Annotated in this window: 17 protein-coding genes; 8 read left to right on the top strand and 9 right to left on the bottom strand. The window is 69.8% G+C overall.

Annotation, left to right across the window (positions count from 1 at the left end; translation table 11 throughout):
• Positions 1–125 precede the first annotated feature (125 nt).
• Entirely contained in the window at positions 126–914 is a 789-nt protein-coding gene (locus O7599_RS13665) for a transposase family protein (protein WP_281617744.1), read from the top strand.
• A gap of 120 nt (positions 915–1,034) precedes the next feature.
• On the opposite strand, the gene O7599_RS13660 is transcribed toward O7599_RS13665, so the two are convergent.
• Positions 1,035–2,453, bottom strand: a complete 1,419-nt coding sequence (locus tag O7599_RS13660; RefSeq protein ID WP_348652607.1) for a replication initiator — start codon at positions 2,451–2,453, stop codon at positions 1,035–1,037.
• A gap of 89 nt (positions 2,454–2,542) precedes the next feature.
• Between O7599_RS13660 and O7599_RS13655 the strand changes: the two genes are divergently transcribed.
• The 3 genes from O7599_RS13655 to O7599_RS13635 all read left to right on the top strand — a co-directional run bounded on the left by O7599_RS13655 (position 2,543) and on the right by O7599_RS13635 (position 6,783).
• Positions 2,543–3,322 carry a GntR family transcriptional regulator gene (locus O7599_RS13655; RefSeq protein WP_281622425.1) on the top strand — a complete coding sequence of 260 codons (780 nt, stop codon included), beginning with the start codon at positions 2,543–2,545 and terminating at the stop codon, positions 3,320–3,322.
• Between the two features lie 1,339 nt (positions 3,323–4,661).
• The gene (locus tag O7599_RS13640) at positions 4,662–6,011 is read left to right on the top strand and encodes a tetratricopeptide repeat protein (protein ID WP_281622424.1); all 1,350 of its coding nucleotides are present in this window, start codon (positions 4,662–4,664) and stop codon (positions 6,009–6,011) included.
• 211 nt (positions 6,012–6,222) lie between these two features.
• Positions 6,223–6,783: a hypothetical protein gene (locus O7599_RS13635; RefSeq protein WP_281622423.1), complete on the top strand. Its 561-nt coding sequence runs from the start codon at positions 6,223–6,225 to the stop codon at positions 6,781–6,783.
• A 90-nt stretch (positions 6,784–6,873) separates the two neighbouring features.
• On the opposite strand, the gene O7599_RS13630 is transcribed toward O7599_RS13635, so the two are convergent.
• From O7599_RS13630 to O7599_RS13620, 3 genes are all read right to left on the bottom strand, one after another.
• The gene (locus O7599_RS13630; RefSeq protein WP_281622422.1) at positions 6,874–7,281 is read right to left on the bottom strand and encodes a hypothetical protein; all 408 of its coding nucleotides are present in this window, start codon (positions 7,279–7,281) and stop codon (positions 6,874–6,876) included.
• A gap of 139 nt (positions 7,282–7,420) precedes the next feature.
• On the bottom strand, positions 7,421–8,089 hold the full coding sequence (gene msrA / locus O7599_RS13625) for a peptide-methionine (S)-S-oxide reductase MsrA (RefSeq protein ID WP_281622421.1): 669 nt from the start codon (positions 8,087–8,089) through the stop codon (positions 7,421–7,423).
• A 75-nt stretch (positions 8,090–8,164) separates the two neighbouring features.
• Positions 8,165–9,256 (bottom strand): hypothetical protein, encoded by a 1,092-nt coding sequence (locus O7599_RS13620; RefSeq protein WP_281622420.1) that lies wholly within the window; start codon positions 9,254–9,256, stop codon positions 8,165–8,167.
• 121 nt (positions 9,257–9,377) lie between these two features.
• On the opposite strand from O7599_RS13620, the gene O7599_RS13615 reads away from it, so the two are divergent.
• The gene (locus O7599_RS13615) at positions 9,378–10,523 is read left to right on the top strand and encodes a cystathionine gamma-synthase (protein WP_281622419.1); all 1,146 of its coding nucleotides are present in this window, start codon (positions 9,378–9,380) and stop codon (positions 10,521–10,523) included.
• A gap of 63 nt (positions 10,524–10,586) precedes the next feature.
• Here the strand turns inward: O7599_RS13615 and O7599_RS13610 are convergent, their stop codons facing one another.
• From O7599_RS13610 to O7599_RS13600, 3 genes are read right to left on the bottom strand one after another with little or no spacing between them, the layout of a single operon-like run.
• A complete protein-coding gene (locus O7599_RS13610) occupies positions 10,587–10,841 on the bottom strand; it encodes a hypothetical protein (protein ID WP_281622418.1) in 255 nt (84 codons plus the stop codon).
• Positions 10,838–11,317 carry a sigma factor-like helix-turn-helix DNA-binding protein gene (locus tag O7599_RS13605; protein WP_281622417.1) on the bottom strand — a complete coding sequence of 160 codons (480 nt, stop codon included), beginning with the start codon at positions 11,315–11,317 and terminating at the stop codon, positions 10,838–10,840. Before O7599_RS13605 ends, O7599_RS13610 begins: the two co-directional genes overlap by 4 nt.
• 55 nt (positions 11,318–11,372) lie before the next feature.
• Positions 11,373–11,978: a MarR family transcriptional regulator gene (locus tag O7599_RS13600; protein WP_281622416.1), complete on the bottom strand. Its 606-nt coding sequence runs from the start codon at positions 11,976–11,978 to the stop codon at positions 11,373–11,375.
• Positions 11,979–12,230: 252 nt separating this feature from the next.
• Here O7599_RS13600 and ilvA point away from each other — a divergent pair, with 252 nt between their 5' ends.
• The 3 genes from ilvA to O7599_RS13585 all read left to right on the top strand — a co-directional run bounded on the left by ilvA (position 12,231) and on the right by O7599_RS13585 (position 15,537).
• A complete protein-coding gene (gene ilvA, locus O7599_RS13595) occupies positions 12,231–13,454 on the top strand; it encodes a threonine ammonia-lyase (RefSeq protein WP_281622415.1) in 1,224 nt (407 codons plus the stop codon).
• 203 nt (positions 13,455–13,657) lie between these two features.
• Entirely contained in the window at positions 13,658–14,683 is a 1,026-nt protein-coding gene (locus O7599_RS13590; protein ID WP_281622414.1) for an ATP-binding cassette domain-containing protein, read from the top strand.
• 47 nt (positions 14,684–14,730) lie between these two features.
• Positions 14,731–15,537: an ABC transporter permease gene (locus O7599_RS13585; protein WP_281623372.1), complete on the top strand. Its 807-nt coding sequence runs from the start codon at positions 14,731–14,733 to the stop codon at positions 15,535–15,537.
• A gap of 88 nt (positions 15,538–15,625) precedes the next feature.
• Here O7599_RS13585 and greA read toward each other — a convergent pair whose 3' ends face one another.
• Both greA and O7599_RS13575 read right to left on the bottom strand, forming a co-directional pair.
• Positions 15,626–16,123 carry a transcription elongation factor GreA gene (gene greA / locus O7599_RS13580; protein ID WP_281622413.1) on the bottom strand — a complete coding sequence of 166 codons (498 nt, stop codon included), beginning with the start codon at positions 16,121–16,123 and terminating at the stop codon, positions 15,626–15,628.
• A gap of 146 nt (positions 16,124–16,269) precedes the next feature.
• Positions 16,270–16,680, bottom strand: coding sequence for a DUF4307 domain-containing protein (locus tag O7599_RS13575; RefSeq protein WP_281622412.1), 411 nt, complete (start codon positions 16,678–16,680; stop codon positions 16,270–16,272).
• Positions 16,681–16,726: the final 46 nt, after the last annotated feature.

Raw genomic sequence — 16,726 nt, 5'->3', positions numbered from 1 at the left:
GCCCTTGGGTCAGGCCGGACAGTGGTGCCCCCGAGTGCAGACGGACGTGAAGCCCCTGGTAGGACGGTTCTCACCACAAGATCGTCCACGTCACCAGAGGCTTCACGTTGGTCCCCTATGCTGCCATGCTCGACGTCCCGCGCCACGTGGTCGAGTACACCGCCCGCTTACTGGCCGCCCACCGCCGCCAGATCGGCACCCCGAAGGGCTCACGTGCACTGGGCCCGTTCCGCCAGGCCGTGTTCGTACTGCGCTGGTTCCGCGAGGCCGGCTGCGTGCACTGCCTGGCCCGCGACGCCGGCATCTCCCAGGCCACCGGCTACCGCTACCTTCACGAAGCCATCGATGTCCTGGCCGAACGCGCGCCCGACCTCCACGACGTCCTTGCCCGCTGCCGCATGCAGGGCATGAGCCATGTGGTCCTGGACGGCACCCTGATCTCCTGTGACCGGGTCGCCGGCACCACCGAGAACGGCAACGACCTGTGGTACTCCGGCAAAGCGAAACACTTCGCCGGGAACGTCCAGTTCCTCGCCGCCCCGGACGGCACCCCGCTGTGGGTCTCCGACGTCGAGCCCGGCTCGGTCCACGACCTGCGTGCCGCCCGGATCCATGCCCTGCCGGCCCTCTACCCGGCGGCCCGCGACGGCGTGCCCACCCTGGCCGACGTCGGCTACACCGGCGCCGGCATCGGCGTGCACACCCCCTTCCGCCCCCACCCCGACATCACCTCCCCGCTCGCCACCGACACCCGCGCCCACAACCGGCTCCTGCGCGGCATCCGCGCCCTGGGCGAACGCGCCGCCGCCGAACTCAAACAACGCTGGCGTGCCCTCCAGCACGTCACCCTCAGCCCAAGCCGCATCGGACACATCGCCCAGGCCGCCCTCACCCTCAACAACACATGGAAATGAATGACGTTGAGAAACCGTCAATGAGTCCGAAGACCTGTGCCACCCGATCGATAATGGCCAAGTCTTCGATGACGGGGGTAGGCCTGGCGTGCGCGAGACTCGGCAACCTGCTTCCTCAACTCATCCTGGACCAACGGCACCACCGGCGTTGAGAAGAGATATGTGCTTGATGACCTCACCGTGCCTAGCAGCGTCTTCCGCGATCCCGGCGGCGATGAGGGCAGCGCCCGGGGTGTGACCGGATCCGATGTAGCGCCAGTTGGCGTCAGCGGTGGTGCCGGTTTCGTGAGTGTGGCTGACGTGTCGCGTGCGGTCGCTGCGCAGCGCGGCGTAGGTCGTGGAGTAGGCCCGGGACTTGGTGAGGATGTGGCCGCGGTAGCCGAGGGTGTGGGCCCAGGCCCGGAGGTGCAGCGGCGCGTACTCCGGTAGGTTGCTGAGGCGCCAGCAGGTGCGCATGAGGGTTCGGACGTGCTTGTTGACGCGGGCCGCGTCGATGTCGTCCCAGGTGGTGAGCCGGTAGTCGGTGCCAGCGCCTGTGTCGTTCGCTCCTTTGGTGACGTATTTGGCGACGTAGGCGGCTACGGCGTCGTCAGGCGGTCCGTCGAGGTCCCCACGCAGCGGCCGGGTGTCCACCTGGGTGCCCCAGCGCAGTGTCAGCTCGCCCACGGCGGGGCTGTACGGGGTGCCGACCGTGATCCGCTGTGCCGCCGAGTGCACGGCTTCGGTGAGCTGGTCTGTACTGCCCCATGCGGGAGGTTCGTCGTCCGGTCCGGCGGGGCCGTCGAGTCGTACGACGGCGTGGACGTGGACGGCGGCGCGTCGCTGGTATTCGGCTACCCGGGCGAAGGAGAGGCGTGCGTAGTCGGGGAAGCGGGACTGCGTCAACCCGGCCGCGGTGGCGAGGTGGCGCCGGATGGCGCGGACGAAGCGGTCCCAGAGCTTGCCTGCGTGTGCGTGCCAGAGGACGTGTGTCGTGTAGTTGTAGCAGTTGGGGCAGAGGGGTTGGCCGATGACCGGTTCTGCCGGGTCGTGGATGGCGCCGCAGCCGAGCGGACGGCCGTGTTCGCACTCGCCTCGGTTGCGGCGGGGGCGGGAGCGTTCGCCGGTGCGGTGGACTGTGCCGAAGGACGGGGCGGTGAGGGTGAGGAAGAGTCGGGGGTGGTCGCGGACGGTGGTGGGGGTGTTCTTGCCGCCGAGGAGGCCGGCGCGGAGGAGGTGGTAGGTGTCGCCGGCGTGGAGGCGGGAGCAGGGCGGGCAGACGGTGGCGCGGCGGTTGCGGCAGCGGATGAGGAGGCGTTCGCCGGGTTCGTTGCGGGTGTCGTAGTGGTGCAGGATCTCGCCGGTCAGCACATCGCGTGTGGTGGTGGTGCCGGAGAGGTGGATGGGTTGGGCGCAGCCGCCGGTGGCGGTGACCTGTCGGAGCCAGCGGGGGAATTTGGGGTCTTGCGCGAGTGGGCTGGGGTGGGGTCGTCCATGGCGTTGCTCCTTTGCGTGGTTGTGGTCGGGTGGTGTGGGTTCAGCGGATGGTTCCGGCGCCACGGCAGACGCGGCAGCGGCGACGCCTCCCGGTGACGAGTGATGTCGCGCGTGCGACGTGCCTACGACGACGAGAAGGCGAAGGTGCCGAGATGAGTGAGATCCAGCGCCCCGGAGCCCTCTACCAGCAGGTCGCCGCCGCCATCCGGGAAGCGATCCTGTCCGGTGAGTTCGAAGCCGGCGCACCACTGCCGTCCGAGACCCAGCTCATCGCCCGCTACCAGGTCTCCCGCCCCACCGTCCGCAACGCCATCGCCGCCCTGCGCGCCGAAGGACTCATCGAAGTCCGCCACGGCAAAGGCAGCTTCGTCCGCACCACCGGAGACCCCACGCTCACTATCGAGCGCCGCGTGCAGCGCACCCGTAACGGCCGCTTCACCTCCGCCGGCGGCATCGAGTGGACCACCACCGAGGACCCCACCGTCTACCGCTCCCACACCACCCAGGCCACCAGCGCATCCCTCGGGCTGGACGCGGAAGAGGCGATCTTCGTCTGTGACAGGCTGCTCACCGACCCGGCCACCGGCACCCGCGCCCTGCACCGCACGACCATCCCGTTCGAGGTCGCCGAGGGCGTCGACACGCTCGCCGAGGCGCCGGACAGCGAGCCGGACGCGATCTACGCGCTGCTCACCGAGGCCGGGCACACGCTGTGGTGGTCCGAGACGGTACGCGCCCGCATGCCCCTGCCCGACGAGCGCAGCACCCTGCAACTCCCCGACGCCACCCCGGTCATGCACCTGGCCCGCATCACCCACGGCATCGACGACCGGCCCCTCGTTCTCGAAGAACTCTGCACCGGAGCGGACCGCGCCCAGCTCGCCTACCGGATCACCGCCGACAGGGCATCTGCCCGCAGCCGTAACGCCTGAGGGCCGGGGATCGGTCGAAACTTTCTCTACTTCCTCAAGGGCGCGCCTGCGGCGCGCCGGGCGCCGGTGCCGCCCCGGCCGGGCGTGTGGCGTGCCGGCCACGGCCCGCACCCGGGACAGCTCCACCCCAGCAGCCAGCAACGCCCGGTTCAGCCGGTCCGCGGCCCGGCCCGCCTCACGCCAGCCAGCCACGTAATCGACGCTGGAGTTCCACAGCCCGGCATCGAGCGCGAAGACGTCCAACCCGTCGTTCAGCCTGTCCTCACCAGCTCCGGACACGTGATCCACTTCTGTCCCGATCTATGTAACGGATCGTCAACTTCCTTGGGCCAGGGCAAAAACGCAGAGCGACGGCCCCGGTTCCATCTGGCACCGGGGACCGTCGCGTCCCCAGCCGGGTCACCCTTCGCTTCCTAGGGCAGACGGGTGGCCCGGTCTCGGTCTGAAGTTGTGAGGCGTAACCCGTGGCACTGGGATGAGGAGCCCAGCGATCAGCCAGGAAGCCACGCCCCTTGCGCCGGGGATCGGCTCTCTCCAGCCCAAGCCGTCATCCGCCCCGCGAACACGGCGCGAAGGGACGGCCAGGCACCTGCTACGGAGGCCACTTACGAAGCTCGCCGTCGAGGTCAAAGCGGCAGTAGACCGTCTTGCCGCCTTCCTCCTGCGGCACCCACCACAGCGCGTCAGCCAGACTCTGAACGATCAGTAGACCGCGCCCATGATCAGGTACAGAGCTTCCGCCATGCCGTCGACCAGGTCGGGCGAGAAAGTCTCGACTACCGGGCAGGTGGCGGGTTGGAGTCTTCATCCGACACACCGACGAACAGCCACTCCGGCCACCTCTTCAGCACCACGTCAATGCCACGGTGCGTCCCGGGCCATGTGAGGCACTCTTCGGGCACGGCGTGATGCACGACGTTCCCAACGAGTTCAGACACAGCGAGTTGGACGTCATCGACAAGCTCAGCCAGACCCCAGTCCGTCAGCGTGGACCGCACCAGGCTCCGAGCCGCTCGAAGGCAGTCGGGCCCCTCAGCGAACAGCAGCAGGGAGCGGTAGTACTCAACTGTCTCCATGGGCCTGCCGGGACGGGATATGACCACCGCCGGGGCCGCGGTGACCCGTTTACCCCATTGGAGATCCATTTCGCACCCTCCCGGTAGCCGTCTACAGGGGCCCCTGCCGGGACGATCTCCGGCAGGTTGGAGTGAGGATGCACGCCCATCGCCTGCTGTCGCTCCCCCCCACTTGGGGACCCCCCCTCGTGGGTACACTCGGAGACCGGAAGCGGATGAGCGACGAGACGCATGGGGCAGGTCAATCACGATGGAGAAGTGAGATGACCGAGGCTGCACCGACACCGGCTCTCCCACCGCACGTGCTTGAACGCGCAGACGTGCGGTCGGCTATCGCCAAACACGACTTCGGAGAGGTCTTCAGACTCGCCCGGCTCCACGGACACATCAGCTACGCGAAGATCGCCGAGGCCACGGGCTACAAGCGCGAGCACATCGGGAAGATGGCGCGCCCCGAAACCCAGGGCAAGGGCACACGCCCACGGGGCACCCAATACAGCAAGGTCCTCGAAGTGGTGGACGGGCTACGGATCCCCGGCCACCTCGCCGGACTCACTCCACGCCGATGGGAACTGGAAAGCAGAGCCGCCCCGACACAGTCGGACGATCCGAGCACTCTCCTTGCCCAAGGCGGCGCCGGCCTATGGGACATCGCCGAGTTGCTGCGCCGCACAGAAATATCCAGCATTAACAGCGCCGCACTAGAGTCCATCGAGCAGGGCATTGACCAACTCGCCCGCGCGTACCCGTACGCCGACGCCGACTACCTGCACAAGCGCACACGAAGCGGCTTGCAGTACGTCACGAAGCAGCTCGAAGGCCGGATGACGCTGCGCCAACACCGAGAACTACTCGTCCACACGGGATGGCTGTTCCTGCTCAACGCCTGCGTTCAGCACGACCGCGTGCAACTGGAGGCCGCCAACCTCAGCAAAGCTGCCGCTCTCCGTACCGGAGACGAGGCGGGCCATGGGGAAATCAAGGCATGGGCGTGGGAGATTGAAGCCTGGTTCGCGCTCACGCAGAGTCGTTGGCAAGGCATGGTCGACGCAGTCGAAGCCGGACACGTAGCCGACCAGACACACTCAGTCGGCGTGCAGCTCTATGCACACAAGGCCCGCGCAGCAGCACGCATGGGAGACAACCGCGTTGTGCGCGACTCCTTTGACGCCGGCCGCGCCAGACTCGACCGCCTGCCGCGCCCGGATCACCCCGAACACCATTTCATAATCGACCCGGACAAGTGGGACGTCTGCGAGATGGACGCCTACCGTCTCCTGGGCGACGACGAGAAGGTCGCAGGGCATGCCCGCTCCGTCATCCGCATCAGCACCGGCCCTGACGGAACCGAGATCTCCCCCATGCGAGCAGCAGAGGCCCGACTTACTCTCGGAGTCGCCGCCGCCCGGACCGGCGACATAGAGGAAGCGGTAGGGATGGGAAACGCGGCCCTGGAAGCAGACCGGAAATCCCTCCCGTCGCTGCTTTTAATCGCCGGCGAACTGGACAACGAACTTCGCTCCCGCTACCCGCGCGAGATGGCAACTCGCGACTTCCACGAAAGAATTCTAACCATCACTCGCGGGAAGTCCGCACAGGAACTCCCGTTTTGAGCGGGCCGCGATTATTCCGGCGGTTGCCGGACAGCGATATATTCCAGCGCGGCGATTTCCGAAGTCCAGATAGGGTTCGCGAACTCTCAAATCGATGCTGACAGAGGGAGTCATATGAGTGCGGAGTCCAATTACGCAGGCAGCGAAGACGAGCTTTCCTCACCCCACCGCACCCACCACGGGTGGGTCGAGGTAGCTGATTGACGAAGGGTTGTTCGAGATGATAGATGCTGGCTTCGATAATGTCAGCGACTTTGACGGAGGAGGCGGAGGAGGCGGAGGAGGCGACGGAGGCGGAGGAGGCTACGGATACAGCGCGCCTCCCGAATCGTCGTTAGACGATGCGGGGGGTGGCTCGGCGCCTTCCGAGGCGCCTACGGACGAAGGCAACTCCGATCCTCCGAGTGCTCCTGGTGAGGGTGATCAGGGCATTCCCGACTGGGTTGCCCCGGTCGTCGCGACCGCGATCCTGCTGCCGTTCCTCCAGGCTATTGCCAGCCGGGCGGGCAACGGTGCGTACGAAGCTGCTCGTAACCTCGTCCACAGGCTCGCGAATCAAGGGCCTGAGGCATCGATGAGCGGCGCTCCTCACGTGATCGTCGAGCATGGGTCCAACATCACGTTCAAGGTGCCCCCGGGGCTACCTGATGCTGCCATCGAGGCGCTCGCGAGTGCTGATCTGGAGTACCTCGCAACGCCTGATCCGGACGGTAGAGAGGTGACCATTTGGTGGGACGCGAAGTTCGGTATATGGCGGCGCTGGGTCGAATGACTCATCACCAGTTCGGCCCATGGCGGTTAGTTAACACCCTGACGTAGGAGGCTTCTGACCTCAAGCGCAGGGCATCGTGGACCGGATACCTCAGAAGGCGAGACCTGGAACGAATGCAACCAGGCCGGAGAGGAAGCTGCCGATCCCTGCCAGCGTCACGACAGCGCGTGGGGCATCGCCGAAGAGGCCGGAGCAGAACTCCCGTACCCGGCGTCGCACGAACAGAAGGCGCAGGTTTGCGTAAGTGTGGGCACGTACTTGGCGACACCCCAGCATCATGCCGTAAGCGTTATTCCGGCAGCCGTCATCGTGACCCCGCACGGGCGCCTTACATCTCACAGGCGCCTGGAAAGCGCACCAGACCAGTGTGGCGGCGGAAAGCGTGAGGACGATCGCAGGACCAGCAGCGGAGTTGATCCACGCTGCGATGAGCGTTGCAAACGTCAGTACCCCCCACCAGCGGCCGAGGCCCCCGAGTTTGCCATTCTTCTTCGCCATACCCCCATGTATGCACGTGAGGGCGGAGCGTGACTCCCCGGATTGTTAATATGTCCGGATTTCGACCGCGGTCGTCGTCAGTTCGTCGGCGCGATGCCCGTGGGGCAGGAGCCGCCCGCGGGCCGGTCGCTCGGCGCGCTCACGGCGTGTCCGCCTTCGCCACGCCCACCGGGCAGCTCACGCCCGTGCCGCCTATGCCGCAGTAGCCGCCCGGGTTCTTCTCCAGGTACTGCTGGTGGTAGCCCTCCGCCGGGTAGAACGGGCGGTTCGCCGCCGGGAGGATTTCCGTGGTGATGTCGCCGTAGCCCGACGAGGTCAGGACCCGCTGGTACGACGCGCGGGAGGCGTCGGCCGCCGTGCCCTGGGCGGGGGTGTGGGTGTAGATCGCCGAGCGGTACTGCGTGCCGATGTCGTTGCCCTGGCGGAAGCCCTGCGTGGGATCGTGGGCCTCCCAGAACCGCTTGAGCAGCTCGTCGTACGACACCAGCGAGGGGTCGTACACCACCCGGACCGCCTCCGTGTGGCCCGTCTGGCCCGTGCAAACCTCCTCGTACGTCGGGTGCGTCGTGTGTCCGCCCTGGTAGCCGACCAGGGTCGTCCACACGCCCGGCGTCTGCCAGAAGATGCGCTCCGCGCCCCAGAAACAGCCCAGCCCGAAGTCCGCGATCTCCAGGCCCTCCGGGTACGGGCCCTCCAGAGGGTGGCCCAGCACCGTGTGGCGCTCCGGGACGGAGAAGGCGGGCACCGGGCGGCCGGAGAGCGCCTCGTCCTTGGTCACGAGCTGGTTCTTGTGGCGGTTCACGAACATCTCCGGCCTCCTCGGCTGGCCCTGCGAGTTACCCGTCCGGGGAACGTACCGCGCCGCTTCGGCATTCCCGTCCCGTCACTTCAACGCCGCGCCCCTGCCGCCCTCGTACCCCGCCACCGCCAGCGCGCGGTACGTCGCGTACTCCGCCGCCGGCTGCTCGCTCAGCGACCACGGGAGCGCGCCCACGTACCCGTCCACGTGGCGCATCTGCTCCAGCGCCTCCTCGTACCGCTCCGCGCGCACCAGGAAGCACGCCAGCAGGTGCCGTACGTGCGGCAGCATCGGGTGGTCCGCCGGGGCGTGGTGCACCGCGTACTGCGCGCCCTCGATGGCCTGCCTGACGACCTCGCTCTCGTACAGCCCGTGCACCATGTTCGCCTCCGGCAGGTGCTCCCAGACCGCGAACAGCGGCAGCGCCGGCAGCAGCGTGCCGGGCCCCGCCGAGCCCGCCGCGCGCTGCGCGAAGTCGTACGCCGCCTCCCGGGAGCCGTGCCACTTCTCGCACGCGTACTGCAGCGCCGCGAGGTGCGCGCCCATGTGGTCGCCCGCGCGCTGCTCGACCGTGTGCCACAGCTCCTCGAAGTCCGCCTCGCGGTAGTGCGCGCCGCGGGCGATGGCCAGCTCGATGATGTACGGCATGGGGCTGCCCGGCGCCAGCATCGCGGCCTCCGCGCAGACCTTCTTCGCCTCCTCCAGGATCACCGGGAACTCCTCCGCCGCCGACCCGGCCATCCACGCCTGCCGTACGAGGAACTCCGCGTGCACCTCGGCCCCGCCGACGTCCTTGGGCCTCTCCGCCCGCCACGAGCGCAGCCACGCGCCGCCCTCGCCCGGTGCCTGCGCCAGCTCGAAGGCCGCCGCGCCCGCCAGCGTCTGCACCCGCTGCCAGCGCAGCTCCCAGTCGTCGTCGGTGAGGGCGAGCAGCCGGGAGGCGGCCTGCCAGTCCTGGTCCTGCTGGAGCTCCTGGAGGACCTCGGCGAGCTGCGGGTCGGGGCCGGGGAGGCGGACGTCGAGTTCGTCCACGGGTACGAACCCGTAGCCGCCTGCCGGATCGACGGCCCTGGCGTTCGACTGCAGCACCTCGCGGCCGCCCCGGGCGCGCCGCAGCATCGGCACGGCGACCCATGCGATCAGGGCGATGGCGAGGAGTGCGAACAACAGTTCCATTGATATGTCCTGGGCTCTCAAAGCGGGTGCGGTCCGGGCGGGCACACGTACGGGTCCTCCCCTCCAGCAAACCAGACGGCAGCGCGCAACGGCCCCCCTCCAGGGCTTATCCTCGGGCCACATGAGCCAGCCCAGCTTCGAGACCGTCGCCATCCACGCGGGCCAGGAGCCCGACCCGGCGACGGGCGCGGTGGTACCGCCGATCCACCAGGTGTCCACGTACAAGCAGGACGGGGTGGGGGGCCTGCGCGGAGGCTACGAGTACAGCCGTTCCGCGAACCCCACCCGCACCGCCCTGGAGCAGAACCTCGCCGCGCTGGAGGGCGGGGCACGCGGCCTCGCGTTCGCCTCCGGCCTGGCCGCCGAGGACTGCCTGCTGCGCACCGTGCTCGGCCCCGGCGACCACGTGGTCATCCCGGATGACGCGTACGGCGGCTCCTTCCGGCTGTTCGCGCAGGTCGCGGCGCGCTGGGGGGTGCAGTTCTCGGTCGCGCACACCGGCGATCCGGCGGCGGTACGGGCCGCGCTGACCGACCGTACGAAGGTGGTGTGGGTCGAGACGCCCAGCAACCCGCTGCTCGGCATCACCGACATCGCCGCCTCCGCCGCCGTCGCGCACGAGGCCGGCGCGCTGCTCGTCGTCGACAACACCTTCGCCAGCCCCTACCTGCAGCAGCCGCTGGCGCTCGGCGCCGACGTCGTCGTGCACTCCACGACCAAGTACATGGGCGGGCACTCGGACGTCGTCGGCGGCGCGCTCGTCGTGGCCGACCGCGAGCTGGGCGAGCGGCTGGCGTTCCACCAGAACGCGATGGGCGCGGTGGCCGGCCCCTTCGACGCCTGGCTGGTGCTGCGCGGCATCAAGACGCTGGCCGTACGGATGGACAGGCACAGCGCCAACGCGGCCCGTGTCGCGCACATGCTGGACCGGCACCCGCGGGTGACGCACGTGTACTACCCGGGCCTCGACGAGCACCCCGGGCACGAGACGGCCGCGAAGCAGATGCGCGACTTCGGCGGCATGGTGTCGTTCCGCGTCGAGGGCGGCGAGGAGGCGGCGGTCGAGGTCTGCAACCGGGCGCGGCTGTTCATCCTCGGGGAGTCGCTGGGCGGCGTCGAGTCGCTGATCGAGCACCCGGGGCGGATGACGCACGCCTCGGCGGCGGGGTCGGCGCTGGAGGTGCCGGACGACCTGGTGCGGCTGTCGGTCGGGATCGAGTCGGCGGACGACCTGCTGACGGATCTCACGCAGGCGCTGGGCGGCTGAAGCCGGGGAGACGGGGGAGGCCGCGCAGGCCGAGGAGGTCGGGGAGGCCGCGGTCTCGCCGCCTCACCAGCCCTCGAAGTCCGGCGTCGTCTGCGCCGGGTCGTCCACCCACGCGCCGCTCACCGCCGCCCACACCGTCAGCGCCACCAGCGCCGCGACGAGCAGCAGCCACACCCCGGAGCGCAGTAGCGTCCGGCGGCGCAGCAGCCGCCGGCCGCGTGCGGCGGCCAGGTGCGCGAGCTGCGGCGGCACGGCGGGGTGCGGGCCGTCGAGGAGGTCGCGTACGGCCTGCTCCTTGCGGGCGGTGATGGAGATCATGGCGTCGCCACCTCCGGTCGCGTACGTCCCGGGGCCGGGGTGTGCCGGCTGAGCATGGCGGCGCTGGACCGCAGCAGTATCTGGTGGACCCGCTCGGGCGGCAGCCCGAGCGCGGCCGCGGTCTGCTCCTCGGCGACGCCTTCGGACATCCGCAGCACGAGCACCAGCCGCTCCTGCGGCGAGAGCCGGTCGAGCAGGCCGCCGGACGTGCGGCGGTAGCGCCAGGCGGTCTGCGCGTAGCGGGAGACGAGCTGCTGCCGGGCCGTCTCGTACGGATCCTCGCCGCGCAGCCGGTCCCAGCGGGCGTACGTACGGGCCAGGGCCCGGGTCAGCAGCCGTTCGGCCTGCGGGGCGGCGTCCGGCGGCTCGGCGGTGAGCAGTTGGGCGACATGCAGCAGCCGGCCAGCCGCGCCCGCGCAGAAGGTCTCGAACTCCAGGGCACGGCGGCGCCGTTGTGCCGAGCGCCGCTGACGCACAGCGCTGCTCCCTTCACCGCCCTGGGTCCCATAGGACGGCAGGCGAGCGCCGGGGTCAAGACTCCGGAAGCACCCGGCCTCCCTGGCCGCCGCCGTCCCGCGGGCCGCCCAGACCGTCCCCGTCCCCGCTCCCCGGTTCCTGCCCGTCCCCGTCCTGGCGGCCGGCCTGCCGGTCCTCCTGCTGCCCGGCGTGGGCCTGCGAGACCGAGGCGTTGAACCGCGTGAGCAGCGTGCAGAACACGGCCCGCTCGTCCGGCGTCCAGTCGGAGGTCAGCCGCGCGACCAGCTCGCGCCGCGAACCCTGCACCTCGTGCAGCCGCGCCCGGCCGAGCGGCGTCAGCTCCAGCACGACGGCGCGGCCGTCCTCGGGGTGCGTGGCGCGCTTGACCAACTCGCCGTCGACGAGCGGTGCGACCTGCCGGGTGACGGTCGAGGAGTCGATGCCCATGCCGGCGGCGAGGGCCTTGACGCCCGTGGGGCCGTGCTGCTCCAGGCGGTTGAGCAGCAGGTAGGCGGCGCGGTCCATCGAGTTGCGCATCTGCCCGGCCCCGGCGAGACGCGTCTGCTCGGCGCGGCGGGCGAAGACGGCCAACTGATGCTGCAGGTCGTTCAGCAGGTCGGGCACTGCGGGGGTGTCGGTGGGAGAAGGGGGGGAGGGCATGGACGGTGCTCACTTCGTGAGGACGTTCACTGGCTCGGAACTGGCCGCCGCCACGGAGACGGCTGCGGATACGTGGACGGGCGCGGATACGGGACGGCTGCGGATACGGGGACGGACCGGTCCGTAGGACAGGCGGGGGACATTCGCATTCGAACTGGGCCACAGATTACGCGGCCCCGCCGTTTGCCGTACGGCCTGTGGAAAACCCCCTGTGGAAAACCTGCCGTCGTCTCAGCGTGCGAGACTGGCGCCATGAGCGCAGCCGCGGCCGGGGCCGTCAGTCTGGACGACGTACGCGACGCACAGGACATCCTCGCCGGCATCTCGCGGATCACCGCGCTGGAGGGCAGCAGGTTCCTCTCCCGGCTGGTCGACGCGCCGGTCCATCTGAAATGCGAGAACCTGCAGCGCACCGGCTCTTTCAAGCTCCGCGGCGCGTACGTGCGCATCGCCGGTCTCGGCGAGGGCCAGCGCGCCCGCGGGGTGGTCGCCGCCAGCGCCGGGAACCACGCGCAGGGAGTCGCCCTGGCCGCGTCGCTGCTGGGCGTGCGCTCGACGGTCTTCATGCCGGTCGGCGCCCCGCTGCCCAAGGTGGCCGCGACGCTCGACTACGGCGCGGACGTGCGGCTGCACGGGCAGGTCGTCGACGAGACGCTGGAGGCGGCGGAGTCGTACGCGGCGGCGGCCGGTGCCGTCCTCATCCACCCCTTCGACCACCCCGACGTGGTCGCGGGCCAGGGCACGGTCGGCCTGGAGGTGCTGGAGCAGTGCCCGGAGGTGTCGACGATCGTGGTGGGGATCGGCGGCGGCGGCCTGGCGGCCGGGATCGCGGTGGCGGTGAAGGCGGTGCGGCCCGACGTGCGCATCATCGGCGTGCAGGCGGAGGAGGCGGCGGCGTACCCCCCGTCGCTCGCGGCCGGGCGGCCGGTGGCGCTGGAGTCGTTCGGGACGATGGCGGACGGCATCCAGGTCGGCAAGCCGGGCGACGTCCCCTTCAAAATCATTGGCGACCACGTGGACGAAGTGCGTACCGTCTCCGAGGACGCGCTGTCCGCCGCGGTACTGCTGTGCCTTGAGCGGGCGAAGCTGGTCGTCGAGCCGGCCGGAGCGGCTCCGGTCGCCGCGCTGCTGTCCGACCCGGGGGCCTTCGGGGGCGGTCCGGTGGTGGCGGTGCTCTCCGGCGGGAACGTCGATCCGCTGCTCGTCCAGCGCATTCTGCGGCACGGCATGGCGGCTGCGGGCAGGTACCTGTCGCTGCGGCTGCGCGTGACCGACCGGCCGGGGGTGCTCGCGACGCTGCTGGGGGTGTTGTCAGAGGCGGACGCTAACGTCCTCGACGTGAGTCACGTGCGGACGGACCCGCGCCTCGGGCTCACCGAAGCCGAAGTCGAACTGCAGCTAGAGACGAAGGGGCGGGAGCACTGTGAACGGGTGCTCGCGGCGCTCCGGAAAGCCGGGTACACGGTGACCGCCTGACACACGACGACCACGACGGGCGCGGAGCGCCGTACAAGGCCCCGGCGCGCCCGTCCCGGCCCGCCACTCGCGACTTGACGCGATATATCGCGTGTTCTATTCTCCTGCTGTTGCCCGACTGTCGGCCCATGTCTGACATTTGTTGAGAAGTGCCGCCAGACCGTCCATCCACACCGACTTCCATCCAACCTGGGGAGATCTCTATGCCAGGCGCCATCCACGCCGAAGGGCTGGTCAAGCACTTCGGCGATGTGCGGGCACTGGACGGCGTCGATCTCGACGTCCCCGAAGGCTCCGTTCTCGGCCTGCTCGGCCCCAACGGGGCCGGCAAGACCACCGCCGTGCGTGTGCTGACCACGCTGCTGCGGCCCGACTCCGGCCGTGCCGAGGTCGCGGGGATCGACGTCCTCAAGCATCCGAACGAGGTGCGCAGGTCCATCGGCCTGTCCGGCCAGTTCGCCGCGGTCGACGAGTATCTGACCGGCCGGGAGAACCTCCAGATGGTCGGCCAGCTCTACCAGCTCAGCGCGCGTGACGCGAAGGCCCGCGCGGCTGTGCTGCTGGAGCGGTTCAACCTCGCAGACGCCGCGGACCGCACCGCCAAGACGTACTCCGGCGGCATGCGCCGGCGGCTCGACCTGGCCGCCGCGCTCGTCGTCGAGCCGCCCGTGATGTTCATGGACGAGCCGACCACCGGCCTCGACCCCCGCAACCGGCAGCAGCTCTGGGACGTCATCCAGGAACTCGTCAAGGGCGGCACGACGCTGCTGCTCACCACGCAGTACCTGGAAGAAGCCGACCACCTGGCGCACGACATCTGCGTCATCGACCACGGCCGCGTCATCGCGCGCGGCACCTCCGACCAGCTCAAGGCCCAGACCGGCGGCGAGCGCGTCGAGGTCGTCGTGCACCAGCGCGACGAGATCTTCGCCGCCAGCGAGGTCCTCGGCGCCCTCGGCCAGGGCGAGGTCACGGTCGCCGACCACACCCGCAAGCTGACCGTGCCCGTCAGCGGCGGGGCCCGGCTGCTCGCCGACGTCATCCGGGACCTGGACGAGCGCGGCATCGCCATCGACGACATCGGGCTGCGCCGCCCCACGCTGGACGACGTGTTCATCTCGCTCACCGGCCACGCCGCAGAGACCGAGGACGGGAACGGGAACGGGAAGGCAAGCGAGGACGGCGACGGAAAGGCCGTCGAAGACGCCCAGAAGGAGACCGCCAAGTGACCGCCTCGACCGCCCCGGCCCGCCCCGGACCCGCGGCGCCGCCCGCCATGGGGGGTGTCGGCCAGTCCGTCCGCGACTCGCTGGTCGTCGCCAAGCGCAACCTGCTCCGCATGTCCCGGATCCCCGAAGTGGTCATCTTCGGCCTGATCCAGCCGATCATGTTCGTGGTGCTGTTCTCGTACGTGTTCGGCGGCTCCATGAACGTCGGCGGCACCACGAGCTCCGAGGTCTACCGCGAGTTCCTGATGGCCGGCATCTTCGCCCAGACCGTCACCTTCGCCACCGCCGGTGCGGGCGCCGGCATAGCCGAGGACATGCACAAGGGCCTCATCGACCGGTTCCGCTCGCTGCCGATGGCCCGCGGCGCGGTCCTCACCGGCCGCACCCTGGCCGACCTGGTGCAGACCGCGCTGACGCTGGTCGTGCTGGCCATCGTCGCCGCGCTGGTGAGCTGGCGGATCCACGAGGGCGTGCCGAAGGCGCTGGCCGCGTTCGGCCTGCTGCTCCTGCTCGGGTACGCCTTCACCTGGGTCGGCGCGCTCATCGGGCTGTCCGTGCGTACGCCCGAGGCGGCCACGTCCGGCGGGCTGGTCTGGCTGTTCCCGGTGACGTTCGTGTCGAACGCGTTCGTCGACTCGGGCAACATGACGCCCTGGCTGCGGCACATCGCCGACTGGAACCCCTTCAGCGCGACCGTGCAGGCGTGCCGCGAGCTGTTCGGCAACCCCGGCGTCGTCCAGTCCGACGCCTGGCCGATGCAGCACCCGGTGCTGGCCTCGCTGATCTACTCGTTCGCGATCATCCTGATCTTCCGCACGCTGGCGGTGCGGAAGTACCGCAACTCCGCCGGGTAGCGCCCCGGCCGCGCACGTCGAAGCCCCCGGTGGGAACCTCGGTTCCCGGCCCGGGGGCTTCGCTGCGGCTGCTGCGTCCGACGCGCGGTCAGGCGGCGTAGGGCTTGGCGTCGAGGATCGTCACCATGGCCGACTTGCCGTTCGGCAACTCGTAGCTCGCCTCCTCGCCGATCTTCTTGCCGTTGACTCCCCTGCCCAGCGGCGACTGCGGCGAGTACGTCTCGACGTCCCCGCTCGCGTACTCCCGGGAGGCCATCAGGAAGGTGAGGGTGTCGCTCTCGTCGCCGTCGAAGGCGATCGTGACGACCATGCCGGGCTCGACGACGCCGTCGTCCGCCGGGGCCTCGCCGACCTTCGCGTTCTCGAGCAACTGCTGAAGCTGGCGTACGCGCAGCTCCTGCTTGCCCTGCTCCTCCTTGGCCGCGTGATACCCGCCGTTCTCCCGCAGGTCACCCTCTTCGCGAGCCGCCTCGATCTTCTTGGCGATCTCGGTGCGTGCGGGACCCGACAGGTGCTCCAGCTCGGCCTTGAGCTGGTCATACGCCTCCTGGGTCAGCCAGGTGACGTTGTCGCTGGTCTGGGTCACAGGTGCTCCTCGTCGGTGGTGGTTCTGGTGCTGGGGGAACTTCTCATGCGTCTGTGATGCAGCAATCGCCCTACCCAGAAGAATTGCGCCTTCGTGGGTGGGGCGAAACCACGATCGTAACAATTCCGGCAGCAGGACGGCGACTGTTATCGCTCGTCGGCCGCCTTGCACCCCACCAGCTCGGCGTTGGCGCCGCGCTCGGTGGTCCGGATCGACACCACGGTGTCGACGCGGGTCTTCGGCCCGTCGACGCGCACGTCGCGGACCCCGACCTCGGATTTGTCCGCTGCCAGCGAACGCAGCGTGCACACGGCGTCGACGTCCGACTTCTTGCGGACCTCGATGTGCGCCTGGACCTCGGTGTCGGACATCACCTGGAAGCGGATCAGCTCGCCGGACGCCTTCGAACCGGCCGTCGCGTCGACAGCGCCCCAGGCCACGAAGCCGAGCAGGGCCGTGCCGAGCACGGCGCCGAGGACTTTCAGCCGCCGGTCGGTACGCGCGTCGGCCGAGCGGCCGTAACGGCCCTCGGGCAGCGTTTGGGGCGCACCGGCCATGATGGTCCCTCCCGGCAGAGCGGCTGGCTGGGGCTGAGGGCGGAAT

Source organism: Streptomyces sp. WMMC500 (assembly GCF_027497195.1).
Lineage (GTDB): Bacteria > Actinomycetota > Actinomycetes > Streptomycetales > Streptomycetaceae > Streptomyces.
The sequence above is the reverse complement of the archived record's forward strand: the minus strand, read 5'-3'. Positions and strand labels throughout refer to the sequence as shown.

Coding starts and splice junctions, on each gene's coding strand:
- ilvA (WP_281622415.1), top strand. CDS start 12,231: ATGAGCGCAGCCGCGGCCGGGGCCGTCAGTCTGGACGACGTACGCGAC.
- O7599_RS13610 (WP_281622418.1), bottom strand. CDS start 10,841: ATGATCTCCATCACCGCCCGCAAGGAGCAGGCCGTACGCGACCTCCTC.
- O7599_RS13585 (WP_281623372.1), top strand. CDS start 14,731: ATGGGGGGTGTCGGCCAGTCCGTCCGCGACTCGCTGGTCGTCGCCAAG.
- O7599_RS13655 (WP_281622425.1), top strand. CDS start 2,543: ATGAGTGAGATCCAGCGCCCCGGAGCCCTCTACCAGCAGGTCGCCGCC.
- O7599_RS13640 (WP_281622424.1), top strand. CDS start 4,662: ATGACCGAGGCTGCACCGACACCGGCTCTCCCACCGCACGTGCTTGAA.
- O7599_RS13665 (WP_281617744.1), top strand. CDS start 126: ATGCTCGACGTCCCGCGCCACGTGGTCGAGTACACCGCCCGCTTACTG.
- O7599_RS13615 (WP_281622419.1), top strand. CDS start 9,378: ATGAGCCAGCCCAGCTTCGAGACCGTCGCCATCCACGCGGGCCAGGAG.
- O7599_RS13630 (WP_281622422.1), bottom strand. CDS start 7,281: ATGGCGAAGAAGAATGGCAAACTCGGGGGCCTCGGCCGCTGGTGGGGG.
- O7599_RS13600 (WP_281622416.1), bottom strand. CDS start 11,978: ATGCCCTCCCCCCCTTCTCCCACCGACACCCCCGCAGTGCCCGACCTG.
- O7599_RS13575 (WP_281622412.1), bottom strand. CDS start 16,680: ATGGCCGGTGCGCCCCAAACGCTGCCCGAGGGCCGTTACGGCCGCTCG.
- O7599_RS13620 (WP_281622420.1), bottom strand. CDS start 9,256: ATGGAACTGTTGTTCGCACTCCTCGCCATCGCCCTGATCGCATGGGTC.
- O7599_RS13590 (WP_281622414.1), top strand. CDS start 13,658: ATGCCAGGCGCCATCCACGCCGAAGGGCTGGTCAAGCACTTCGGCGAT.
- msrA (WP_281622421.1), bottom strand. CDS start 8,089: ATGTTCGTGAACCGCCACAAGAACCAGCTCGTGACCAAGGACGAGGCG.